The organism is Photobacterium sp. GB-72, from assembly GCF_003026095.1.
In the GTDB taxonomy this organism is placed as follows: Bacteria; Pseudomonadota; Gammaproteobacteria; order Enterobacterales; family Vibrionaceae; genus Photobacterium.
In genome coordinates, this window is the sequence record NZ_PYNV01000011.1 from 98,295 (window position 1) to 117,707 (window position 19,413).

Here is a 19,413-nt window from a genome sequence, read left to right on the forward strand (position 1 = left end):
TATTGATTGTGCCACTACAACTGAGTGTGAAAGATTGAGTTGGCAAATTCATTATGGCATAACTTCTTAAAATTGCTCATTAATTTTTTTCGGTTAGATCAAAAAATTCACGTAAACACTGAATTTTTGGTTAAAAAATAAACAATTATGACATTAAATTTTCATACCGTTTTAGTGACTAACTATGCGTAATGCCGCTTGTAATAAGGGCTGGCGCTATATTTATGACTTCAAATAAATTAAAACGTCAGGTTTATGTAAAAAAAATATATTAACAAAAAAAGAAATATAACAGGCGAATTAATGAACGAAAATGCAAATAGAAAATGAGAGTAAGTTCACATGATTTTGACTATCAATTTCGTATCTAAATATCGCTCAATGTTAACTTAGTTGTATATATTGTTGTGTCGTTCATGATTATGATGCATTGGGTACACTTTTAATGATGTTAGGAATTACGGAAATAAGTGGTGCAGGGCTAAGAAGGTGTGGCACTTTATCAATAAGTTCACCGTTAGGTAATAAGAAGTAAAAATAGGAATTGTGATCAATCGTATATTCAAGCGCTGAATCTTTTAAATCTGTCCGTATGTAAAGTACACCGTATTTCTCAGCGAGTTCCTTCGTTTGTTCTTGCGTTCCTGCCATACCTGAAATAGATGAATGGAAATGTTTTGCATAGTTAGCCGTTTTTACTGCAGTATCTCGCTCTGGATCTAATGTTATAAATATTGGCCAGATGTTTTGGCGTTGCTCTTCAGGAATTTGTTTTAAGGCTGCAGACATAACTGCTAATGATGTTGGACATACATCTGGACATTGTGTGTAGCCAAAATAAACTAAACGTATTCTTTGATCTTCGGGATTATAGAGGTCAACGGCCTCGTTGCCTGATTCTAGAAAATTTAGAGGGTAATGAGGCTCTATAGCGAGTGATGGGTCGCGGCTATCAAGTATATAGCTTGTTGTTAGTCCTGCGATTAATGCGATGGCTAGAATAACCCATTGGTATTTCATTTGTTTATCCTTAAACAAGTTTAATCGTACAACTGTGATTATGCTTTTAGCTATCTTATAAGTGTAGGTATGTTTAATACTTTTGTGAGGTATATTTATCCTTGCTCTAAAATATAGAAAGGATAAAAAAAGCAGCCAGATGGCTGCCTTCTTCAATGAGCGTTATAGGTAAATTATTTTTGCTCAGTTGCTGCAAATTTTTCTAATCCCCAAACAACCAGAATACCTAAAACCATTGCACAAATAGCGTATCCGATCAGTGCGGGTTGTCCAGTGACTTGCTCGAAGTTAAACGGTGATAAGTTATGTTCAAGTAATGGTACTTGTTCACCATGTGAATTTACACGCCAACTCACCACTTCTTTCCAAGGCCAGATCTTACTTAATGTACCGATCATTAAACCAGTTAAGAACGTTAGTGCAATATCACGGTAGCTACGAAGAATCCATGATAAGAAGTGAGAAAACGTTAATAGCCCTGCAGCACAACCTATTGCGAAAAGACCAAGCGTAACAACATCAATAGATTTAGCTGCCGCAAGGATCGGTGCATACATACCTAGCAGGAGTAATATAAAGCTTCCAGATATTCCAGGTAAAATCATGGCACAAATTGCAATAGCACCTGCAATAAGTACATTGATAGGTGTTGGCTCCATTGCGACAGGGTGAAGGACGGTAATTCCATAAGCAAATACTGCACCGATAACAATGGCAATGAATCGATTAATCGACCATTTTTCCACTTGTTTGAACATATGAATAACAGAGATAATGATCAAACCAAAGAAAAATGACCATAATGGAATTGGATGTGTTTCTAGCATCCAAGTAATGAGTTTAGCGAAGGTAAAAATACTGGTTAGAATACCGGCGAATAAACAGATCAAAAATGTACCGTTGATATGTTCAAATGCGCCTTTAAGCCCTTCTTTTCGAATGATGCCAATAAGCGATGGGTTAATACGACGGATGCTCTCAAGTAAGGTGTCGTAAATACCAGTGATAAAGGCGATAGTACCACCAGAAACCCCAGGGACAACATCTGCAGCCCCCATAGCCATGCCTTTTAGAAAGGTGAAAAGTTTAGTCATTAGATTATGTATCTCTATGATAGCCAAAAACATTTGGTGCATTATATAAGTAATGAGAAAGATACTACCATAAATCTTACTTTTAATATCTTGGGTTATTTGTAACAAAAGCATGACTGATAGTAATAAATGAAGTGACGATAAATTCTTTGACTAGTTGTTATAAAGCGGCAAGTTTGCCTTTTATTGCACTTTTAGCGAAATCAGCAAAGCGTTCACATGGTTGCTGATGAAAAGTGAAATTTGCTTGATCATTGCCAATAATATCAAGCAGTAATAGTTCTGCTTGATATTTAGCTTCTAATAATTGGTCATTATTAAAATAGCTAAGTACAGGTGAAATCAGCTTTTTATCTACTTTTTGTAAAGAATAATAGCATTGGTTAATTGCGATATTATCATTGAATAACTCTAAGGCTTGAAAACGAGTTTTGATTTGCTCTTGTGAGTGTAATAATCGTAGGAGTTTATCCCAGCGCTCTGCTGCTAATATTCCCATAGCGACATACTCTGAACGTTGGTAACTTTTTAATAGCATACGCTCATAGTCATCTCGAATACCATTATCATTAAGATCTGAACCAAATAATTTAGTATGGTCGGTGGTGTCTGGCATTGTATAAGGACGAGGCACTTGATGGCTGCTGACATTCTTATCAGCCAAGATTTCAAGTGCTCTAAATTGGTTAAGAGGAAGATCTACATTATGCTGTGTGATTTTTTCAGGAGATAATTTTATTACGCGAGGTATATCTTCGTCTGCTTTTGCAGTTAAGGCTGGAAAATATGAAAAAAATAATAAAGCTATAGTGAATACTTTTTTCATATGATGCGTTCTTTGCTCCCATTGATTGTATTTTTATTTAATCATTACGCTATTTTATATAAAGAGCAAATTTATCTTAATGAAAATGAGATCGTAAGATAATAAAAGAATGGTAGTTGTAATAATGAGTATTAAAATTCACGTTTTCGGTCACATTCTTCTACAAATTACTTTAAAAACATGAGTCTATGATGAAATGAAAAGACAGCTGTTATGTTCAGCTTCGATTTAGTTTAGAACTCTATACTGTATGTGTAAATTAAGAGTAGAAAACATCAAATTATCTAATAAAAGATATTTACTCATATTATATTGTAATATAGGAATGATATGCCAGAGCACATATTCGAAGTGTTATTAATTATAGCTGCAATAGTTATTGCGTTAAGTGTATTTTTAATCGCTGTTACAAATTATGCTTAGCTCTCTATCAAAGAGTTATAACACAAGATAATGTGTTAAAAAGTTTGATAGAGAGCCTAAATAATTACGGGTTTTGCTCTGCTAGTTTTTCCATCATTCGGTTATGTACAACTTCAACAATCAGATCTGGTTGGAACTTAGAAATAAATTTATTGCATCCTACTTTCACTGTCATTGCTTCATTGAAACTTCCACTCAATGAGGTATTAAGAGTAATGTATAAGTTTGACATGCGAGGATCATGACGAATTTTATGAGTAAGTCGATAGCCATCCATTTCAGGCATTTCTGCATCAGTAAACATCATCAATATTTCATCGGTTACCGTTTTACCTTCATTACACCATTGATCTAATAGATTATAGGCTTGCTGGCCATTGTTTGCTTCAAATACTTCGATGCCAATTTGAGCGAGTGTTGACTTAATTTGATTACGTGCAGTAGGGGAGTCATCAACAATAAGAATTTTATGTCCTTGTAGATGCTGACTGATATCTCTGCTCAATAATTCATCAGAAATTTTAATATTGTAATTAATAATATTCGCGAGCACCTTTTCAACATCAATTATACCGACAAGATGTTTTTGGTTATCACGATGTATTTCACAAATAGCTGTAAGGAAATTATTCTTGCCTACTTGATCGGGTGGTGGCTGAATATCTTTCCATGTCATGTTAACGATATTCATTACTTGTCCGACTAAAAATGCCTGCACCGAACCATTATATTCAGTCACTATTAGGTTACTCAGTTCATTAATATCGGTTTCTTTCATACCTATTGAGGTTCGAAGATCGATAACAGGGATAGATACGCCACGAATAGATGCCACCCCTTTAACATTTATATGAGATCCTGGAAGAGAATTAAGGTGGGGTACTTTAACGACTTCACGGACTTTGAACACATTGATAGCAAATAGTTGCTGGCTGTTAAGCCTGAAGATAAGTAGCTCTAGTCTGTTTTCTCCTACTAATTGGGTTCGTTGATTAACACTGTCAAGAATTGTTGCCATGTTTAACCGTCCTTAGTTAGAGTGATTGGCCTTATAGAGTAATTAAGCTCTATCGACAGATAAAAAGATTTATTGAATGAAATAGAAAGTAAAAAAGAAGGTTTAATGTTAAACAGTGAGCTAACTCTTAATTCTATGATTGTTATTTGAGGATGTAGCAGTATGACTTTAGCTATGATGATCATACAGCTCGTTGCTTCAATGTGACGTAGATTAAATAGACAACAAAAACAGTAGAAAAAAGGGTTAAAATTAACCATTTATTTATATCGCTAAAAAATAACCTCTAATTTTAAAACTTTGGATAAATTAACTCATAATCTGTGATTTTAGTCTTATTGTGATAGTGTTTTCATCTACCTTTCTTCGGGTTTACTGGTAAATCTTCTAAATGTAGCGTTAAAACAAGAATGTTACTTATTTATCAATAGATTAACAATTGGCGGTTATATTAATATAGTCGCCTTTATTTTCAAAGTGTTAAGTGCTTATTGCTTGTTATTTAACAATTAATACATAATTCTTTCAAAAATGAAATCTTTCAATTCATATATACATAATGCGTTCAAAATGAGAAAATATACCTAGTAGCAATATTATTGATTTTTCGCTTCACAATTGGAGAGGCAAATATGAAACTAGCATTGATTTTTTTACTGTCATCGATCGGTGGTGTTTTATCTGGTGACCATTTTCATTCATTTGCTGCCGGCTTTGGTATTGCAGCCATTTCTGTAGGAACAGCATATTGGTTAGCATTTCGTTCAACTCGCTACCCGCAATTAGCATTATTATTACTGTTAATGGGAATGATGGCTAAACTTTCCGTAACGATTGTAGGCGTTATGTGGGGATTAAAAGCTGAAGTGATTAATTCACCGTTTGTATTCTCGTTATCTTACTTATTCTTCTCTATTGTTGTTACATATGGCTACTTCAAATTAAGAGAGTTTCAAATGTCTATGGCTGGTAAGCGTGTTGTTATCAATACACAGCAAGAAGAAAGAGATGAAAGTAACAATAAAGCGCCAAGACACTTATCTCAACTCTCTACTAATTAACTATAAAGTTTAGATAGGGCAATAATTAATCAAATTTTAAGGCCAAGTCAGAGACTGACTTGGCCTTTTTATTTTTAACCTGCTTACAAATTAGTCTTTAATCAATAGCTACAGGCTATCGCTAGATAGAAGCAATAAAAAAATCCAACAGTAAGATCACCGTTGAATTTTAATCAGATACCAAGTTAACTATTTTACGTGGCTAACTTAGAAAACGTGTTTACCCATTTGGAAGACGTGCTTAACTTGGTTGTCGTCAGAAAGCAACGTGATGTTTGCTTTGTAGCCTTCTTTTAACATACCGTACTCGTTTTCGATCTTAATCGCTTTTGCAGGGTATAATGTAGCCATACGTAATGCTTCTTCACGAGATAGGCCAACGTGATTAATCAAGTTGTTTAAGCCTTGAATCATTGTAACTGCAGCGCCAGCAATGGTGCCATCAGCGTAGAAACACTTACCATCTTTAACGTAAGCTTTAAGACCTGCCATATCGAACTCAGTCATGTCTGTACCAGCAGGTGCAACAGCATCAGTTACCATGAATAGTTGTTCACCCATGATATCATGTGCAATTCGAACAGAAGGGTATGAAGCGTGAATACCATCAACGATAATACCTGCATGTGGCTTTTTATCGAAAATGTAGCCAACAACGCCAGGTTCACGAGAACCAAGTGGTGTCATCGCGTTATATAGGTGAGTTGCCATTTCTAGGCCTGATTTCTCATTTACTTGATCGTAAGTAGCGTTAGTGTGACCAAGAGAAACGGTAATGCCTGCTTCACGAACAATATCGATTACTTTTTGTGACGTATTTTCAGGAGCAACGGTTAAAACACAAATTTTATCTGCGTTATCAGCAAGGTAGTGGGCTGTTTTTTCGTCAAGCTCACGAATGAATTCTTCACGGTGTGCGCCTTTTTTCTCTACGCTGATAAAAGGACCTTCAATGTGAAGACCTAAAATACCTTGTTGTTCAGGCTGCTCTGTAGCTTCAACCATTTCAAGTACTTCAACTAATGAAGCACCGTCACTTGTAATAAAAGTTGGTAAGAACTGAGTTGTACCACTTTTTAAGTTGGTCTCGTTCATGATCTCAAGTGTTTTACTACTTATTGCAGTATTAAGTAGTACGCCACCACAGCCATTAATCTGAAGATCAATAAAGCCAGCAGAAGCTAAGAAGCCTTTACCATCAACCACTGTTTCAGGAAGTTCTGATTGGTTTACGTCAGCCATTGGAATGATACGTTGAATAACATCATCTTTAACAAAAATAGCTTGATTGTTAAGAGTCGTTTGTCCATCAAATACATTAACGTTGATAATTGCGATCATGGGTATCTCACTTGTAAATTGGTACTGCTAACAACAAGTGTCACAGTAAATACATCATCTTTTATACAATGTCTCGTCAATTGAACTTAAACGGCAACGACACATCGATTGAAAGCATTAAAATAATCTTATTTTTCTATGTGAATTAAGATACCTGTTTAGTTAATGATTCGTCAAATCCTTTCATTAAATAAACAGCAAAAGTACCCATAATTGGCCTTTAAATATTCACTGAAAGCATGGTGGGGAATGATTTTTTTAATTAGACAATAAGTGGGTTATTCTTATTTGTACCGTAATTGTATAGTAATTGATATATATATCATCACTTTATTCCAGGTATATCAGTATGCGCTATCTGTAGGGGGAGATGATTATATGACATTCCCTAAGGAAGTTTAGTAATTGGTTATTGCACTAGGAACATTAGAAGAAAGCATATATTACCACCTAAGATTGTGGTATTGGGTGTCAATGTTTAGTTTTGGGCGGTAACTCGCCGCTGCTTTTTTTGGGGCTGTTTTTTCTGCTGTCTTTTGTCACTAAGTGGCTGCTCGGATATTACAGATGTCGTTGCTCCACAGAGTTTATAACATGGTTTTAGTTTAACTTATTTAGCCATGCCAGTTATTGCCACTATGTTGACGTTATTGATGTTATTGATGTTAAGAATACGACCGCTTGATTAATAAACAACGCTTTTTACTGATAAACAAAAAGGCATGACGCGAGAAGTTATCCTTTTTCTTTTTGCACTCAAGTGGGCATTTGGGCAAAATAGCGCCTTCTCATTATTAGTACTGTTAAAGCGCTTATTTAAGCGTTCGTTACTATCCATACTGTATAGGAGTTGTCATGCTGTGGATTGACTGGCCATTTTTATTGTCTCAGGTGTTATCTCAATTTTCTATTGGCGCGTTTATTGTCATTGGCGTGATTATGCTATCGGGGAAACTATGTTTTGGACAATCTGATAGGGTACTTAAAAACTTTCCCCTGATCTGGTTGTTGTTAATTACTGCAATGTTATTGCGAGAAGGCATGTTAATGCTATCGCAAATCCATAGTCAATCAAGTTTTGGTCTTGATACCTTTTTCTGCTTAACAATTTTGATTTTTACCATGGCTTATTGGTTATGCGAAAAACATTTAATTGGCAGTGATAAATGGCGTAAGTCTTTTTTATTCTTGATCGTGGTTTGGAGTGGACTGTACTTTATTGAAGGGGTGATTAATCATGGTATTAGTTACTCGCTAGCCATTCAATTTATCGCCAATGTTCTTATAGGTGGAAGCTTAGTCGCACATTGTATGTTAGTAAAATCTGAGCATAAGTTAACAAAACTTAATACCTTTTTACCTGTATGTGGTTTAGTGCTTGGTGTTGTGACGATACTATCGAATATGCAGGGTATGAGCTTATTGGTACATCAGGCTGAACTCGGCAACTTAACGGGCTTTGTCGTACGAATTTCAAGTATTGGCTTGCTGGTTTTAGCATTAAGCTTATGGTTAATGCCAATTATTACAAAGAGTAAACCCGTTACGGTGATGCTCGTTATCAGTAGTGTTATTATGTCGGCAGCGAGTTTCCTTATGGCTCTATCAATCTAGTAACTGTGTCAATAACAGCTCTACTAATATCAATGCATTAAAGGCATAGCGTTATTCTATAATGCAATGCCTTTTTATTACACTTTCAGCTAAAAAGGTAAGCGCTGCTTACTTAGACAACGTTCACTTAATTAAATTGAGTAAGGCTTTGAATCTACCGCCATTGGCGACCCGCTGTAATTCGAACAATACCATTTCTGTTGTACTGATTTGTGCACCTGCACGTTGCATTTTATTCACTGCAATCTGTTTGTTTTCTTCTGTCCGTGAACTTATCGCATCACTTACTACAGTGACTTGGTAGCCTTCAGAAATCAGATCAATAACGGTTTGATAAACACAAATATGTGCTTCAATGCCAATAATGATGATCGACTTACGTTGTTTTAATTGTAGTTGCTCTACAAAACTAATATTTTGAACGGCACTAAAGCTTTCTTTAGAAATGGGCGTTAATCCTTGCTGAGTAAGAGGTTGTGCTATTTGAGGAATCGTTGCGCCAAGTTTATCGGGTAACTGTTCAAGCCATAATGTTGGTAAGTCAAAGAGCTCGGCGCCTTTTACCATAATTTCAGCTTGTCGAAAAAAGTGGTCCTTTTGGTGCATTAGTTGCGCGAGGTTGCCTTGTATGTCAACCACAACCAATATTGAATGGTGAATATCAAGCATTGCGCGATTCCTTATGTCTATTGAAAAAGTAATGGTTTGTAACCATATTGCTCTTTACAGTGTTGTTTAGAAACGGAACAATGCAAAGTGACTAACGTAAAATAAATGTAAACAAAGGAAGTATTGTCAGATTATGGCTGAGAGAAAATCAAACCCGTTAAGTGAAATTGTTTTTAACGTTATTATACCGTCAGTGATTCTGATGAAGTTTAGTGGTGGTGATCAACTCGGTGCGGTAGGCGGATTACTAGCAGCATTGGCATTCCCTGTTATTTTTGGCGGTTATGAGCTTATTCGTTATAAGAAATATAACTTTATAGCTTTGCTAGGTATTGTCAGCGTTCTTCTAACAGGCGGTATAGGTTTACTTGAACTTGATACTAAGTGGTTAGCGATTAAAGAAGCCTTGATCCCTGGACTTATCGGAATTGTTGTTTTTGGCTCAACATTTACCAAGTTTCCAGTTGTACGCAAATTAGTATTAAATGACAGCGTGCTTAATTTAGGGCTCATAAATGAGCGTTTAAAAGAAAAGAACAACGAGCATTTATTTGATCGCTGTCTAACGCAGTCTAATTACATGTTTGCTAGCACGTTTCTTTTTTCATCTGTGATGAACTATATTCTGGCGACAGTGATTGTAACCAGCAAATCAGGAACTGAAGCATTTAATGAAGAGTTGGGACGTTTAACATTGTTAAGTTACCCGATGATAGCAATTCCATCTATGTTGATGATGATGGGTATATTCTATTTTGTATGGCGTCAAATTCGCCGTATGACACAGCTAGAAACGGCCGAGATATTTAAGTCGCAGTAATGTCGTTTTTCATCAAAATGTAAGCAGTGAATCACTCACTGCTTTTTTTGTATCAAAGTAAGGTGTGTTACCGTTTTATTTTTAAGATAATGCTTACAGGGAAAACATAATTCAAACTTTTGAGTAATAATTTAGACATGTAGTTTAAAAACGGACATGTCATGAAGCTAACCTCAATAATATTCACATCACTAGTAATAACGGCTTGCTCAACGATTGAAGTGGCTAACTCTTCAGATAAAGAAGGAATGAAGTTTGTTGATAAACATTGCGCTAACCACCCGTCCCAACGAGGTTCTCATTTCTTTAGCTCATTTCTAGATACCCAATATCAAAAAATTACAGAGCTTAAAGGTTTTATTAGTGATCAAAATTACAAGCAACTCCATATTGCCTTGTCACAATTTAACGAGCACTGGGAAATACTCAACCAGCAAAGTTACGAAGCATGTGAAAAGCTAGCACGTTGTGAATTTATAAAAGAGCAGTACATAGCATCATTTAATAGACAACAAAGAAACAGAATAAAACTTGATGCAGATAAGCAAAATATGTGTGATAAAAGTAGCTTTGAATTTGATTTAAGCCGAGTAAAAATGGTGTCATTTTATAGTGATGTTGAACGTTTAGAGCTTGTTCGTGAAGAGCAATAATCAATATGTGTCACACACGAAGTTCTGTTTAACCTAATATATACAGTGAAATTATATTCTTATAAGTTAATAACTTATTGTACTTTTTTGTGTTTATAGCTCTAAACCTGCATGGCATAGGCTATCTGTTTTACGCCTGTTTAATACTGAAAAATATCAAAAATTCCCCTAAAAGCACTTTTAATGATATTGTATTTGACACTATATTGTTAAATATAGAGATATTTTAAATTGAAGTTTTATTGTCGTAGCGGGTAGTTACGTTATTTTATCATTAATTCTAGGGGGATATTATGGCTTCAAGCCGTAAAATTAGTAAAGAGAGAATGGCGCTGAAGATATCATTAGTAGGAACAATTTTTGTTGCTACGCTAGGTATTGGTTACGGTCTGTATGTTGGTTCTAATGCTATTTTATTAGACGGTATGTTCTCTTTTTTAAGTATGGGGATGACAGGACTTAGTCTTTATACGGCGTACTTAGTTTCAAAACCGGATGATGAACAGTTTCAATTTGGTTATGCCCATTTTGAACCTCTTATCAACGTGGTAAATGGTCTATTAATTTTAGTAACATGTTTATTTGCCTTTGTGACGGGCATACAAACAATAATGCAAGGTGGTCACGACATTATTTTGGGAGACGCGATTGTCTATGCTGTTCTTTCAACCGTCAGTTGTTTTTCGATTTACTTTTTTGAAACCTCTATCGCACGCAGTGTTGATTCCGAATTAGTCCGAGTTGACTCGCAAGAATGGTTAGTTGACGCGATCTTAAGTGCTGCAATATTGGTTGGTTTTATCTTAGTTATTATATTTGATGCAATGGGTTATTCTAAGTGGAATGCCTATGTCGATCCCATTCTTGTTACAACATTATCTATCGCAGCATCAGTATTACCGATAAAGGTATTAAGACGAAATCTAAAGGAAGTATTGCTTGTCGCACCACAAGACAGTGTTCAAGAGCACGTCGATCAAGTTATTGCAGAGCTTTCTGAAAAGTATGACTTCGATGATTATACTCATCATTTTGCTAAAATCGGTCGTCAGTATGATTTAGAAATTAACATCTTGGTAAAAGATGAAAAAAGATGGACGACAAAACAACAAGATAATATTCGTCAAATCATATGGGATAAGTTGGAGGCCGATCTTGGTGAAACATGGCTTTCTGTTAGTTTTACCGGTCAAGAACGTTGGCTGTAACATAGTCTAAATAGAACTTAGGTTTAATGTTAGGATAATTGACTGCGAATCAGGGCTTATCCTAACTAACATTTTGTAATTATACTTTTTCGAATCATTTATATTGAATTTTACAAAATGATAACCACTGTGGTGAAATAGATATAGGAATCTTGTATTATTTCTTCGCTCTAAAAATTATCTTTGTTTAATTAAACACGAAATAAGAGTTAATTTTTAGCCAATGTTGAAAATTATTTTTATCACAGGTGAATCATGGACACTGCTTTAGTTATAGCATTCATTGTGGGTGCATTTTATATCATTCTTAAAGAAAAAAAATGCACTAAGAATATTGATTATAGCAAGGATAGTTTATAATCCTTATTGCGAAGAACAGAAATTAAAAAAAGCGCTATGATTAGCGCTTTTTTTATTGGCAAAAAATGAAACTATTATTGTGATTTAAATCTTATTTTAATGAAATGGAGATAAATTAAAGTTTAAGTTTAACAAACATTATTATTTCATTGATAAATTTTTTGAGTATATTCTATTCTAATTTGGTATTTAATTTGGTATTTAATTTGGTATTTAATTTGTAAAAGTTTGACTGTGTTGATTTGTTTTTATAAATTAGAGTGTAAGTCTTAAGTTGAAATGAATATTTTATAACATGTGATCTCTGCTGGTATTTAATCTTCTCTATGGCTTGTCTAATAATGCTTTAGGTTTTAACTTTATTATAAGTAATGATTTTTATAGAGATCTACATGGATGGTAGATTATGAATAATAACAATGATGGTTTATTCAATGTTTAAGAAAGAGAGATTAACCAAAACGATTGATGATATTTTTTTGATGCGATTTTCAGGCCATATTGGTATTGGTTTAATGTTTTTTGTTATTTTAGTCGGTTTTGGTTTTACGACTCTCGCACCATATTTTGCAACTAAGCATTTATCAACAAAAATTCAAACAGATACTGATGAATTGGTTAAAACTCATATTCAAAATATAGGCGATTATCAAGACTTTATTACGAATCTTAGCCGCAATTTTGATTTTACGTGTAGTGAGAAAGAGCAGGAGCAATTAAAACGTATTGCCTATAGTAATTATCTTATCCGTAAGATTTCTTTAACCCCCTCAGGCAAAAGTACTTGTTCGAGTTTTTATGAAAAAAATCATGGTCAGCATGTTGAATCTCGGAAAATTAAAACTTACGGCAATATGATGTCGTTATGGTTATCTTCTGAAAAAAATAGTCTGCAACGTATTTTTGAAGTTCGGTGGCAAGGTAGCAAGGGGAGTTTGGTTCTGTCCTTAGAACCCATCGTTGAAGAAATCTTACGAAATAAATACTGTGAAGGTTGTGTTTTAACATCTATATCAGCAGATAATGAATTGGATCGATTAGGTTGGCAAGGTGATAATAAATCATACACGGCTGAACCTATATATGAAGTTTTAATGCCTAATGGTTTGAAATTTTCTAATTACATTAAGTTGGAATTATTAGATAAAGAGTCACAATTATTAAGGATGCCTCTCTTTTTAGCTGGTGCATTTATTGCTGGATTTTTAATTTTGTTGCGGCGTTTATTCATTAGACGACGTTTATCGTTACATGCATTAGTACAACGAGGGATAGTTAAACGTGAGTTCGTACCCTATTACCAACCTATTATTAATTTAAAGGCCAAAGAACTTTATGGTTGTGAAGTACTTGCTAGATGGAAGAAAAAAGGGGCTGGATTAATATCACCAATGGAATTTATTCCTTACGTTGAGAAAAGTGGACAAATTATCCCTATTACTAATTTATTAATTGAAAAAGCGATTAAAGATTTGAGTACTATCAACTGGCAGTTAACCGATAGAGTGATCAGTATTAATCTTGTACCGCAACAATTAGAAAATATACAGATAATGAATGAGTCATTAGCATTATTCAGCAATTCAAAGATCCCTATTAAACAGGTTGCTTTTGAAATTACAGAACGAAAACAATTTGAAGATCTTACTATTGCCTCTGAGGTTATCCAATATCTTAAAGCTCAGGGTATTGATATTAAATTAGATGATGCAGGCACAGGGTATGGTGGGTTCAGTTATATTCAAGAATTGAACTTGCGGAGTTTAAAAATCGATAAGATGTTCGTTGAAAATATCGGTACGACGGATATAAAACTTTCTCTGCTTGATTCTATTATAGCCTTCGGCAAACAGGCTGGAATGGAAATGATAGCAGAAGGCGTCGAGACGAAAGAGCAATCCGATTACCTTGTTGAGCGTGATGTTTATCTTCAGCAGGGGTATTATTTTGGTATGCCAATGAATGCTGAAGAGTTTTCGATTTATAATATTGAGATTAAAAATAAGAATAAGCTTTTGGCTATTTAGATAAGATAACGAGTTATGGATAAAGAAAAGCCGACATAATGTCGGCTTTTTTGTTGGTAATGATTACAGTAACCACGTGTTAAACGTTTTTCTCTGTCCACTCTTGTGCGAGACGAGAAACGGCATCTTGGCTTTCTTTCCATATACGAGTATTGATCAAATCACTATACTCAGCGGTTGGTTTCTTTAACAATGTTTCTAAAATAGGCACTGGAATCTGTGGTAATCCATCAAGGGCCTGTACAGCACCTTCACGGTTATTACATAACATTACCATGTTACAACCAGCTTCTTGAGCTGCAATAGCTCGTTCGCTATAGCTGCCTAATACGTCAGCTCCTTTCATATTAAGGTCATCAGAGAAGATCACGCCTTTAAAACCTAGCTCTTTACGTAATACCTGTTTTAACCAATATTCGGAACCACTTGCAGGTTTTTCGTCATAAGCATCAAATACAACGTGTGCTGGCATGATGCCTTGCAGCAGGTTGTTTTCAATGAGATGTGTAAATACGGTCATATCATGGTTCTTAATATTATCCCGTGAATCGTAAGGTGTTTCTAAGTGAGAGTCGGCTATCACACCACCATGACCAGGGAAGTGTTTACCGGTTGCAGCCATGCCAGCCTGCGCCATACCACTTACAAATTGGCTTGCATAACGGATAACGTCTTGTGGTGAATTTGAGAAAGCGCGATCACCGATCGCTTTACAGTCGTAACCAAGATCAAGTACAGGCGCAAAACTAATATCAATATCCATCGCGAGTAGTTCAGCAGCCATTAGCCAGCCACCTTGCTTAGCAAGCACTTCTCCATTTTTAGACGCTGCAAAAGCGCGAGCAGGTGGTAGTTGGGTAAATTCTTCGCGGAAACGTTGAACACGTCCGCCTTCTTGATCGACACCAATCAGTAAAGGGCGTTTAGCCGTTTTTCGAATCTCTTTAACTAACGCTCGAAGTTGCTCACGATTGTCATAATTTCGGGCGAAAAAGATGATACCGCCTACTGTAGGATGTTGAATAATTTCGCGTTCTTCTGCATCAAGTTCATAACTTGATACATCAAGCATTAAAGGTCCCATGACGGCACTCCGAGTAACATTATATTAGGCGATAAATTACCATAGTCAGTTTTATCCGCAATTTTTAATGTGAATTTAGGCATCATCATAATGGAATTTTTTAGGGGATGAACACGGTTTAATCATTTCCAATATCAGTATTAAATTAAAGTAATTATGGTGATCTTTGTTGATTATTTTATGAAATGGAATGTAGTATTACTTTCTTTGTGTGATCTTAGTTGATTAATTTGAACAGGTCTTAGGTTACACTCAATACAATTCTGTCATCGCAAAAGAGTGAGTCATGTCGGTACTTATAGCAATCGCTTTAACAACAGGAATTTTATCTGGGATTTGGGGCTGGGTAGCTGTATCTCTGGGCTTATTAAGCTGGGGAGGATTTCTTGGCTGCACGACATATTTTGCTCTTCAGCGCGATGGTATAAAAGGCGTTGGGTTAAGCATTGCAACAAACTTAAGCGGTGTTTTTTGGGCGATGGTGATCATTAAGTTATCATCTTTAGTTCATTTTGAGATTATTGGTTACGTTGTCACTGCTCTAGTTGCATTTATGATGTGCGCACAAGCAAAAAAATCGTGGTTATCTTTTATCCCTGGTACCTTTATAGGCTCATGCGCAACGTTTGCTGCAAATGGTAATTGGCAATTGGTTATACCATCATTGGTTGTGGGTGTAGTATTTGGCTATTTAATGAAAAGTTCTGGTTTATGGCTACACGCGAAACTCGCAGAAAAAAAAACGGCTCGCGCTGAAATAGAGTTACCCATCACCCAGGATTAAGTAAACAATCTTACATATTGCTCATTAACCAGCTTTATAAAAATGCCGCTAGATTTATGCTTAAAAAAGCGATTAATCAGCGGCATTGTTATATGTAATGATAAATTTATATTTGTCTATTTACGATGTATTAGCTATGACTAGGCACAAAAATACCATTACGCTCGATACACAGCTTTTTCAATGCTGGTCGGTGTTGGTCTTTAGACGCTAATACACAAACTCGCATTCCCTCATTCAGTAATTGTTTCGCACGAGCGATGACGTTCTCGTGTTCGTAACTTTCACGATCAGCATCTCGACGGCAAAGGTCGACAAAAATATCATTCTTCCCTTCAGGGTAGAGAACAAACTCTGATTGCTGCATCAAACGTAATGCTTTCAGTGTTAATAATTCAGGGTCGTTACCTGTTTCGATTAAATACAAGTTAGCGCCTGTATCTTGGTATGATGCTAATAATTCACTAAAAGCCTGTTCTAATTCTTGCTCTGTTGTTGCTGTTTCAACTGCTGGTAGACGAAAGAATGTCTCCCAGAACTTTCGACGTTCATCAACGGTTTTGTAATGCTGTTTTATTCGAGTACGCTGCTGTCCTGAATAATGAGCTAATAAGCTTAAGTTTTGTGGTAATTGTGTTTCGAAACGTTCTCGTAAGTAACGAACCAAAACAGGTGATGCGCCACCACTTGAAATGGCAACTTGCATTGGTGAACGATCAATCATGGATGGCGTTATAAAATCACAATATGCAGGATCATCAACAACATTTGTCCATATCTTTAATGCATTAGCATCATGATAAACTTGATGGTTGAGTTCACGAGAATCGGTTGTCGCCCAAACTTGGTCAAATTGTGTAAGAAGTGACTTTTTATAACGGGCTTTTAGATATTCAAATTTACCTTCATCGAGTAGTGATACAAGATGAGGGTGAAGCTCTGGCGAGACAAGCGTAATGTTAGCTTGGGCTTTAAGTAATAGATCTACTTTGCGGCAGGCCACTTCACCACCACCCACGACTAATACTTTTTTATGGGTTAACTTTAGAAAAACAGGGAAAAAATCCATTTCGTATATCCGTCAAATCGCTCATTTTTATTTTGAGTTGTGCAACAAGCTAATGTTTACTAAGAAATCAATCAGTTCATAAAGGTTACTAATTTAGTACCATGAAAAGATTATTAAGAGCAAGTTTAACATTGTAATCATTTAGCTGTGTTTAGTTACCTTGGTTTCGGCGATAGTAAAGTATGAGAAGAGTTAGCAGGAGGCTATAAAAGGTTACTGTACCGCCACTTTCTGTTTGTTCTGCAGCCGCAGTTACGACAGTTTGCGTATTGTCTCTATTATTTGAAGGATCTTTTATTACGGCAAAAGGATCGATATTCAGCGTTGGTTGTAATGAGGAATCATTAAGTGTGAATGTTGAATTATCATAATCTTGTATTTGTTGTTCTATCCAATCTCGATGGGTAGAAACCTGGGTATATTGCCCTGTAAGCTGATTATATTGGTTTTCTGGGTTGTCATTTCGATTTGAACATTTTGCCCCATTACTGGTTAACCCGATTAACCGAATGCCTTTATCACTATCAGATACTGCTTGATGATTTTGCCAGATAAGCGGGCCGCCAGAATCACCGCTACATACATCTTTAATTAAGCCATTAATGTTTGAATCTGCGCAGACAATATGTTCATTACCGATATTGAGCCCAACGCATTGGTTATCAGGAACACCGGCTAAACTAATTACTTGTAATGTAGTTGGATAACCTTTTCTAAGAGTGTCTCCCCAACCAGAAGCAATAGCAGTGACAGGAGAATCCATATTGGTCGCCCAAGTGTTGCTGAATATATTATCAGCTATGATTTGTTCATTAGGAGTAGCTAGTTTAACTGACTGGGCAATACCATACATTGAACGATTAACGCGAAAGAGCGCTATGTCATTGATAAAATTGTCTTCATTATAATTAGGATGACTGATCTTCTTTACGATATTAAAAAAATGCTTTTTATCAAGATTTGCAAAATTACCATCTTGAATCATGCTTGTACCAACGATGGCAATATCACTAATGTTTGATGAGTTGCAGTGTGCTGCTGTTAGTAACCAATACTCACTTATCACAACAGCGCCACAGCTGACACTGTCGAAACCTTTTTGTTTGAGTGCAGCTTGCCAAGGGATCAGTTGTGAATCATAAAGGGTAGCATCGGTACCATTAATGGCCTTGGCTGTTGCTTGCGCATTAACTGGTGTATTCGCTAACGCAGATGATTGGTAGCTAAAAGCAGCAAAAATACCGACTAAGTACGTTAATTTTTTTAGCCATAAATGCAATGTCATGTGCAGCTCCATCTTGAACTGTTGTTTATTAAAGCGTAGCTACAACTGTTTAAAAAATTACTAGTAGTGTGTCATTTATCGCAAAAAAATGAATTTGTATTATTTTCGATACATAATAGTGATAACTGAACTCCAGAAAAATTTTGCTGATGAATTTAGAATCTACGATATATTTTCATTATCTGGATTGAGTTATGTTTAAATCATGTATTGGTTTTGGTATTGCAGGTAACTTTGCTGGGCATTTAGAACAAGCGGGTGAAGCGAGGGATTTTTTAGATATAGAAGTAAAAGAAGAAGTTCAACCCAAAGGCATTTTTCCTTTTTATGTGCCTTCTAATACAAATTCATTCTTAACGGTATACCCACTTTCATCTACGCGCATTACGCCATCAAACAACGCTGATAATTTACAGATTGAGCCCGAAGTTGCGCTTATTTGTGATATTAAATATCAACAAAAAAGTACTGGTGAAATCAATGTTGTTAGTTTAATTCCACGTCAGTTTGCAGCGTATAATGATTGTTCTATTAGAAAGCCTGATGCGAATAAAATTAGTGAGAAAAAGAATTGGGGAGCAAACAGTAAAGGGATTTCAGAAACCTTGATTGATATCGACCATTTCCAAACTGGTGGGATATTAGATCGTTTCCGTATCGCAAGTTTTCATCGTTCTAATGGTCAACTTCATTGCTATGGTGAAGATAGCCCAGTAGTTGGATATAGCTACTTTCACCAAAAGCTGCTTGATTGGGTTATTGAACGTATGAATCACCAGCAGGATATTGGGCCAACTGAAAATATTAACGCGCTACTAAATCAAGCTGATCACCCAAAGCAAGCCATTATTAGTATTGGTGCAACTCGCTATACACCATACGGAGAAACACACTTCTTACAACCAGGCGATGCCAGTATTGTGGTTGTATATGATGGCATTTTATATAGTAGTGCAGATGTACTGCGTATGGCTGAAAACAATGATTGGCAAAGTAATGGGCTATCTGTATTGGTACAAACTGTTGATTAAGTAGTAAGATCAATTTGGTTAATAGC

The 19,413-nt window shown here is 35.7% G+C and carries 17 protein-coding genes; 8 read left to right on the plus strand and 9 right to left on the minus strand.

Annotated features, from left to right (window positions below):
* Window positions 1-420: 420 nt before the first annotated feature.
* The 4 genes from C9J40_RS13430 to C9J40_RS13445 form a co-directional block, all read right to left on the minus strand.
* Window positions 421-1,020: an SCO family protein gene (locus C9J40_RS13430; RefSeq protein WP_107247189.1), complete on the minus strand. Its 600-nt coding sequence runs from the start codon at window positions 1,018-1,020 to the stop codon at window positions 421-423.
* A 173-nt stretch (window positions 1,021-1,193) separates the two neighbouring features.
* On the minus strand, window positions 1,194-2,114 hold the full coding sequence (locus tag C9J40_RS13435) for a DUF368 domain-containing protein (RefSeq protein ID WP_107207208.1): 921 nt from the start codon (window positions 2,112-2,114) through the stop codon (window positions 1,194-1,196).
* Window positions 2,115-2,274: 160 nt separating this feature from the next.
* Entirely contained in the window at window positions 2,275-2,940 is a 666-nt protein-coding gene (locus tag C9J40_RS13440) for a hypothetical protein (protein WP_107247190.1), read from the minus strand.
* A gap of 487 nt (window positions 2,941-3,427) precedes the next feature.
* Window positions 3,428-4,381 carry a chemotaxis protein CheV gene (locus C9J40_RS13445; RefSeq protein ID WP_107207206.1) on the minus strand — a complete coding sequence of 318 codons (954 nt, stop codon included), beginning with the start codon at window positions 4,379-4,381 and terminating at the stop codon, window positions 3,428-3,430.
* A 632-nt stretch (window positions 4,382-5,013) separates the two neighbouring features.
* Here C9J40_RS13445 and C9J40_RS13450 point away from each other — a divergent pair.
* Entirely contained in the window at window positions 5,014-5,442 is a 429-nt protein-coding gene (locus C9J40_RS13450) for an NADH:ubiquinone oxidoreductase (protein WP_107247191.1), read from the plus strand.
* 207 nt (window positions 5,443-5,649) lie between these two features.
* On the opposite strand, the gene nagA is transcribed toward C9J40_RS13450, so the two are convergent.
* A complete protein-coding gene (gene nagA / locus C9J40_RS13455) occupies window positions 5,650-6,783 on the minus strand; it encodes an N-acetylglucosamine-6-phosphate deacetylase (RefSeq protein WP_107207204.1) in 1,134 nt (377 codons plus the stop codon).
* A gap of 855 nt (window positions 6,784-7,638) precedes the next feature.
* Here nagA and C9J40_RS13460 point away from each other — a divergent pair.
* Entirely contained in the window at window positions 7,639-8,397 is a 759-nt protein-coding gene (locus tag C9J40_RS13460) for a hypothetical protein (protein WP_107207203.1), read from the plus strand.
* Between the two features lie 123 nt (window positions 8,398-8,520).
* Here the strand turns inward: C9J40_RS13460 and C9J40_RS13465 are convergent, their stop codons facing one another.
* Window positions 8,521-9,066, minus strand: a complete 546-nt coding sequence (locus C9J40_RS13465) for an isochorismatase family protein (protein ID WP_107207202.1) — start codon at window positions 9,064-9,066, stop codon at window positions 8,521-8,523.
* 133 nt (window positions 9,067-9,199) lie between these two features.
* Between C9J40_RS13465 and C9J40_RS13470 the strand changes: the two genes are divergently transcribed.
* The 4 genes from C9J40_RS13470 to C9J40_RS13485 all read left to right on the plus strand — a co-directional run bounded on the left by C9J40_RS13470 (window position 9,200) and on the right by C9J40_RS13485 (window position 14,134).
* A complete protein-coding gene (locus C9J40_RS13470; protein ID WP_107207201.1) occupies window positions 9,200-9,886 on the plus strand; it encodes a VC0807 family protein in 687 nt (228 codons plus the stop codon).
* A gap of 161 nt (window positions 9,887-10,047) precedes the next feature.
* Entirely contained in the window at window positions 10,048-10,539 is a 492-nt protein-coding gene (locus C9J40_RS13475) for a hypothetical protein (protein ID WP_107207200.1), read from the plus strand.
* A 293-nt stretch (window positions 10,540-10,832) separates the two neighbouring features.
* Window positions 10,833-11,747 (plus strand): cation diffusion facilitator family transporter, encoded by a 915-nt coding sequence (locus C9J40_RS13480; protein ID WP_107207199.1) that lies wholly within the window; start codon window positions 10,833-10,835, stop codon window positions 11,745-11,747.
* Between the two features lie 794 nt (window positions 11,748-12,541).
* Entirely contained in the window at window positions 12,542-14,134 is a 1,593-nt protein-coding gene (locus tag C9J40_RS13485) for an EAL domain-containing protein (protein ID WP_107247192.1), read from the plus strand.
* Between the two features lie 79 nt (window positions 14,135-14,213).
* Here the strand turns inward: C9J40_RS13485 and nagZ are convergent, their stop codons facing one another.
* On the minus strand, window positions 14,214-15,218 hold the full coding sequence (nagZ, locus tag C9J40_RS13490; protein WP_107247193.1) for a beta-N-acetylhexosaminidase: 1,005 nt from the start codon (window positions 15,216-15,218) through the stop codon (window positions 14,214-14,216).
* A gap of 286 nt (window positions 15,219-15,504) precedes the next feature.
* Between nagZ and C9J40_RS13495 the strand changes: the two genes are divergently transcribed.
* Window positions 15,505-16,002, plus strand: coding sequence for a DUF1097 domain-containing protein (locus C9J40_RS13495; RefSeq protein ID WP_107247194.1), 498 nt, complete (start codon window positions 15,505-15,507; stop codon window positions 16,000-16,002).
* 130 nt (window positions 16,003-16,132) lie between these two features.
* Here C9J40_RS13495 and C9J40_RS13500 read toward each other — a convergent pair whose 3' ends face one another.
* Window positions 16,133-17,071 (minus strand): siroheme synthase, encoded by a 939-nt coding sequence (locus C9J40_RS13500; RefSeq protein WP_107247195.1) that lies wholly within the window; start codon window positions 17,069-17,071, stop codon window positions 16,133-16,135.
* Window positions 17,072-17,222: 151 nt separating this feature from the next.
* Window positions 17,223-18,356, minus strand: coding sequence for a trypsin-like serine protease (locus C9J40_RS13505; protein WP_107247196.1), 1,134 nt, complete (start codon window positions 18,354-18,356; stop codon window positions 17,223-17,225).
* A 194-nt stretch (window positions 18,357-18,550) separates the two neighbouring features.
* On the opposite strand from C9J40_RS13505, the gene C9J40_RS13510 reads away from it, so the two are divergent.
* Window positions 18,551-19,387 carry a DUF5718 family protein gene (locus C9J40_RS13510; RefSeq protein WP_107247197.1) on the plus strand — a complete coding sequence of 279 codons (837 nt, stop codon included), beginning with the start codon at window positions 18,551-18,553 and terminating at the stop codon, window positions 19,385-19,387.
* Window positions 19,388-19,413: the final 26 nt, after the last annotated feature.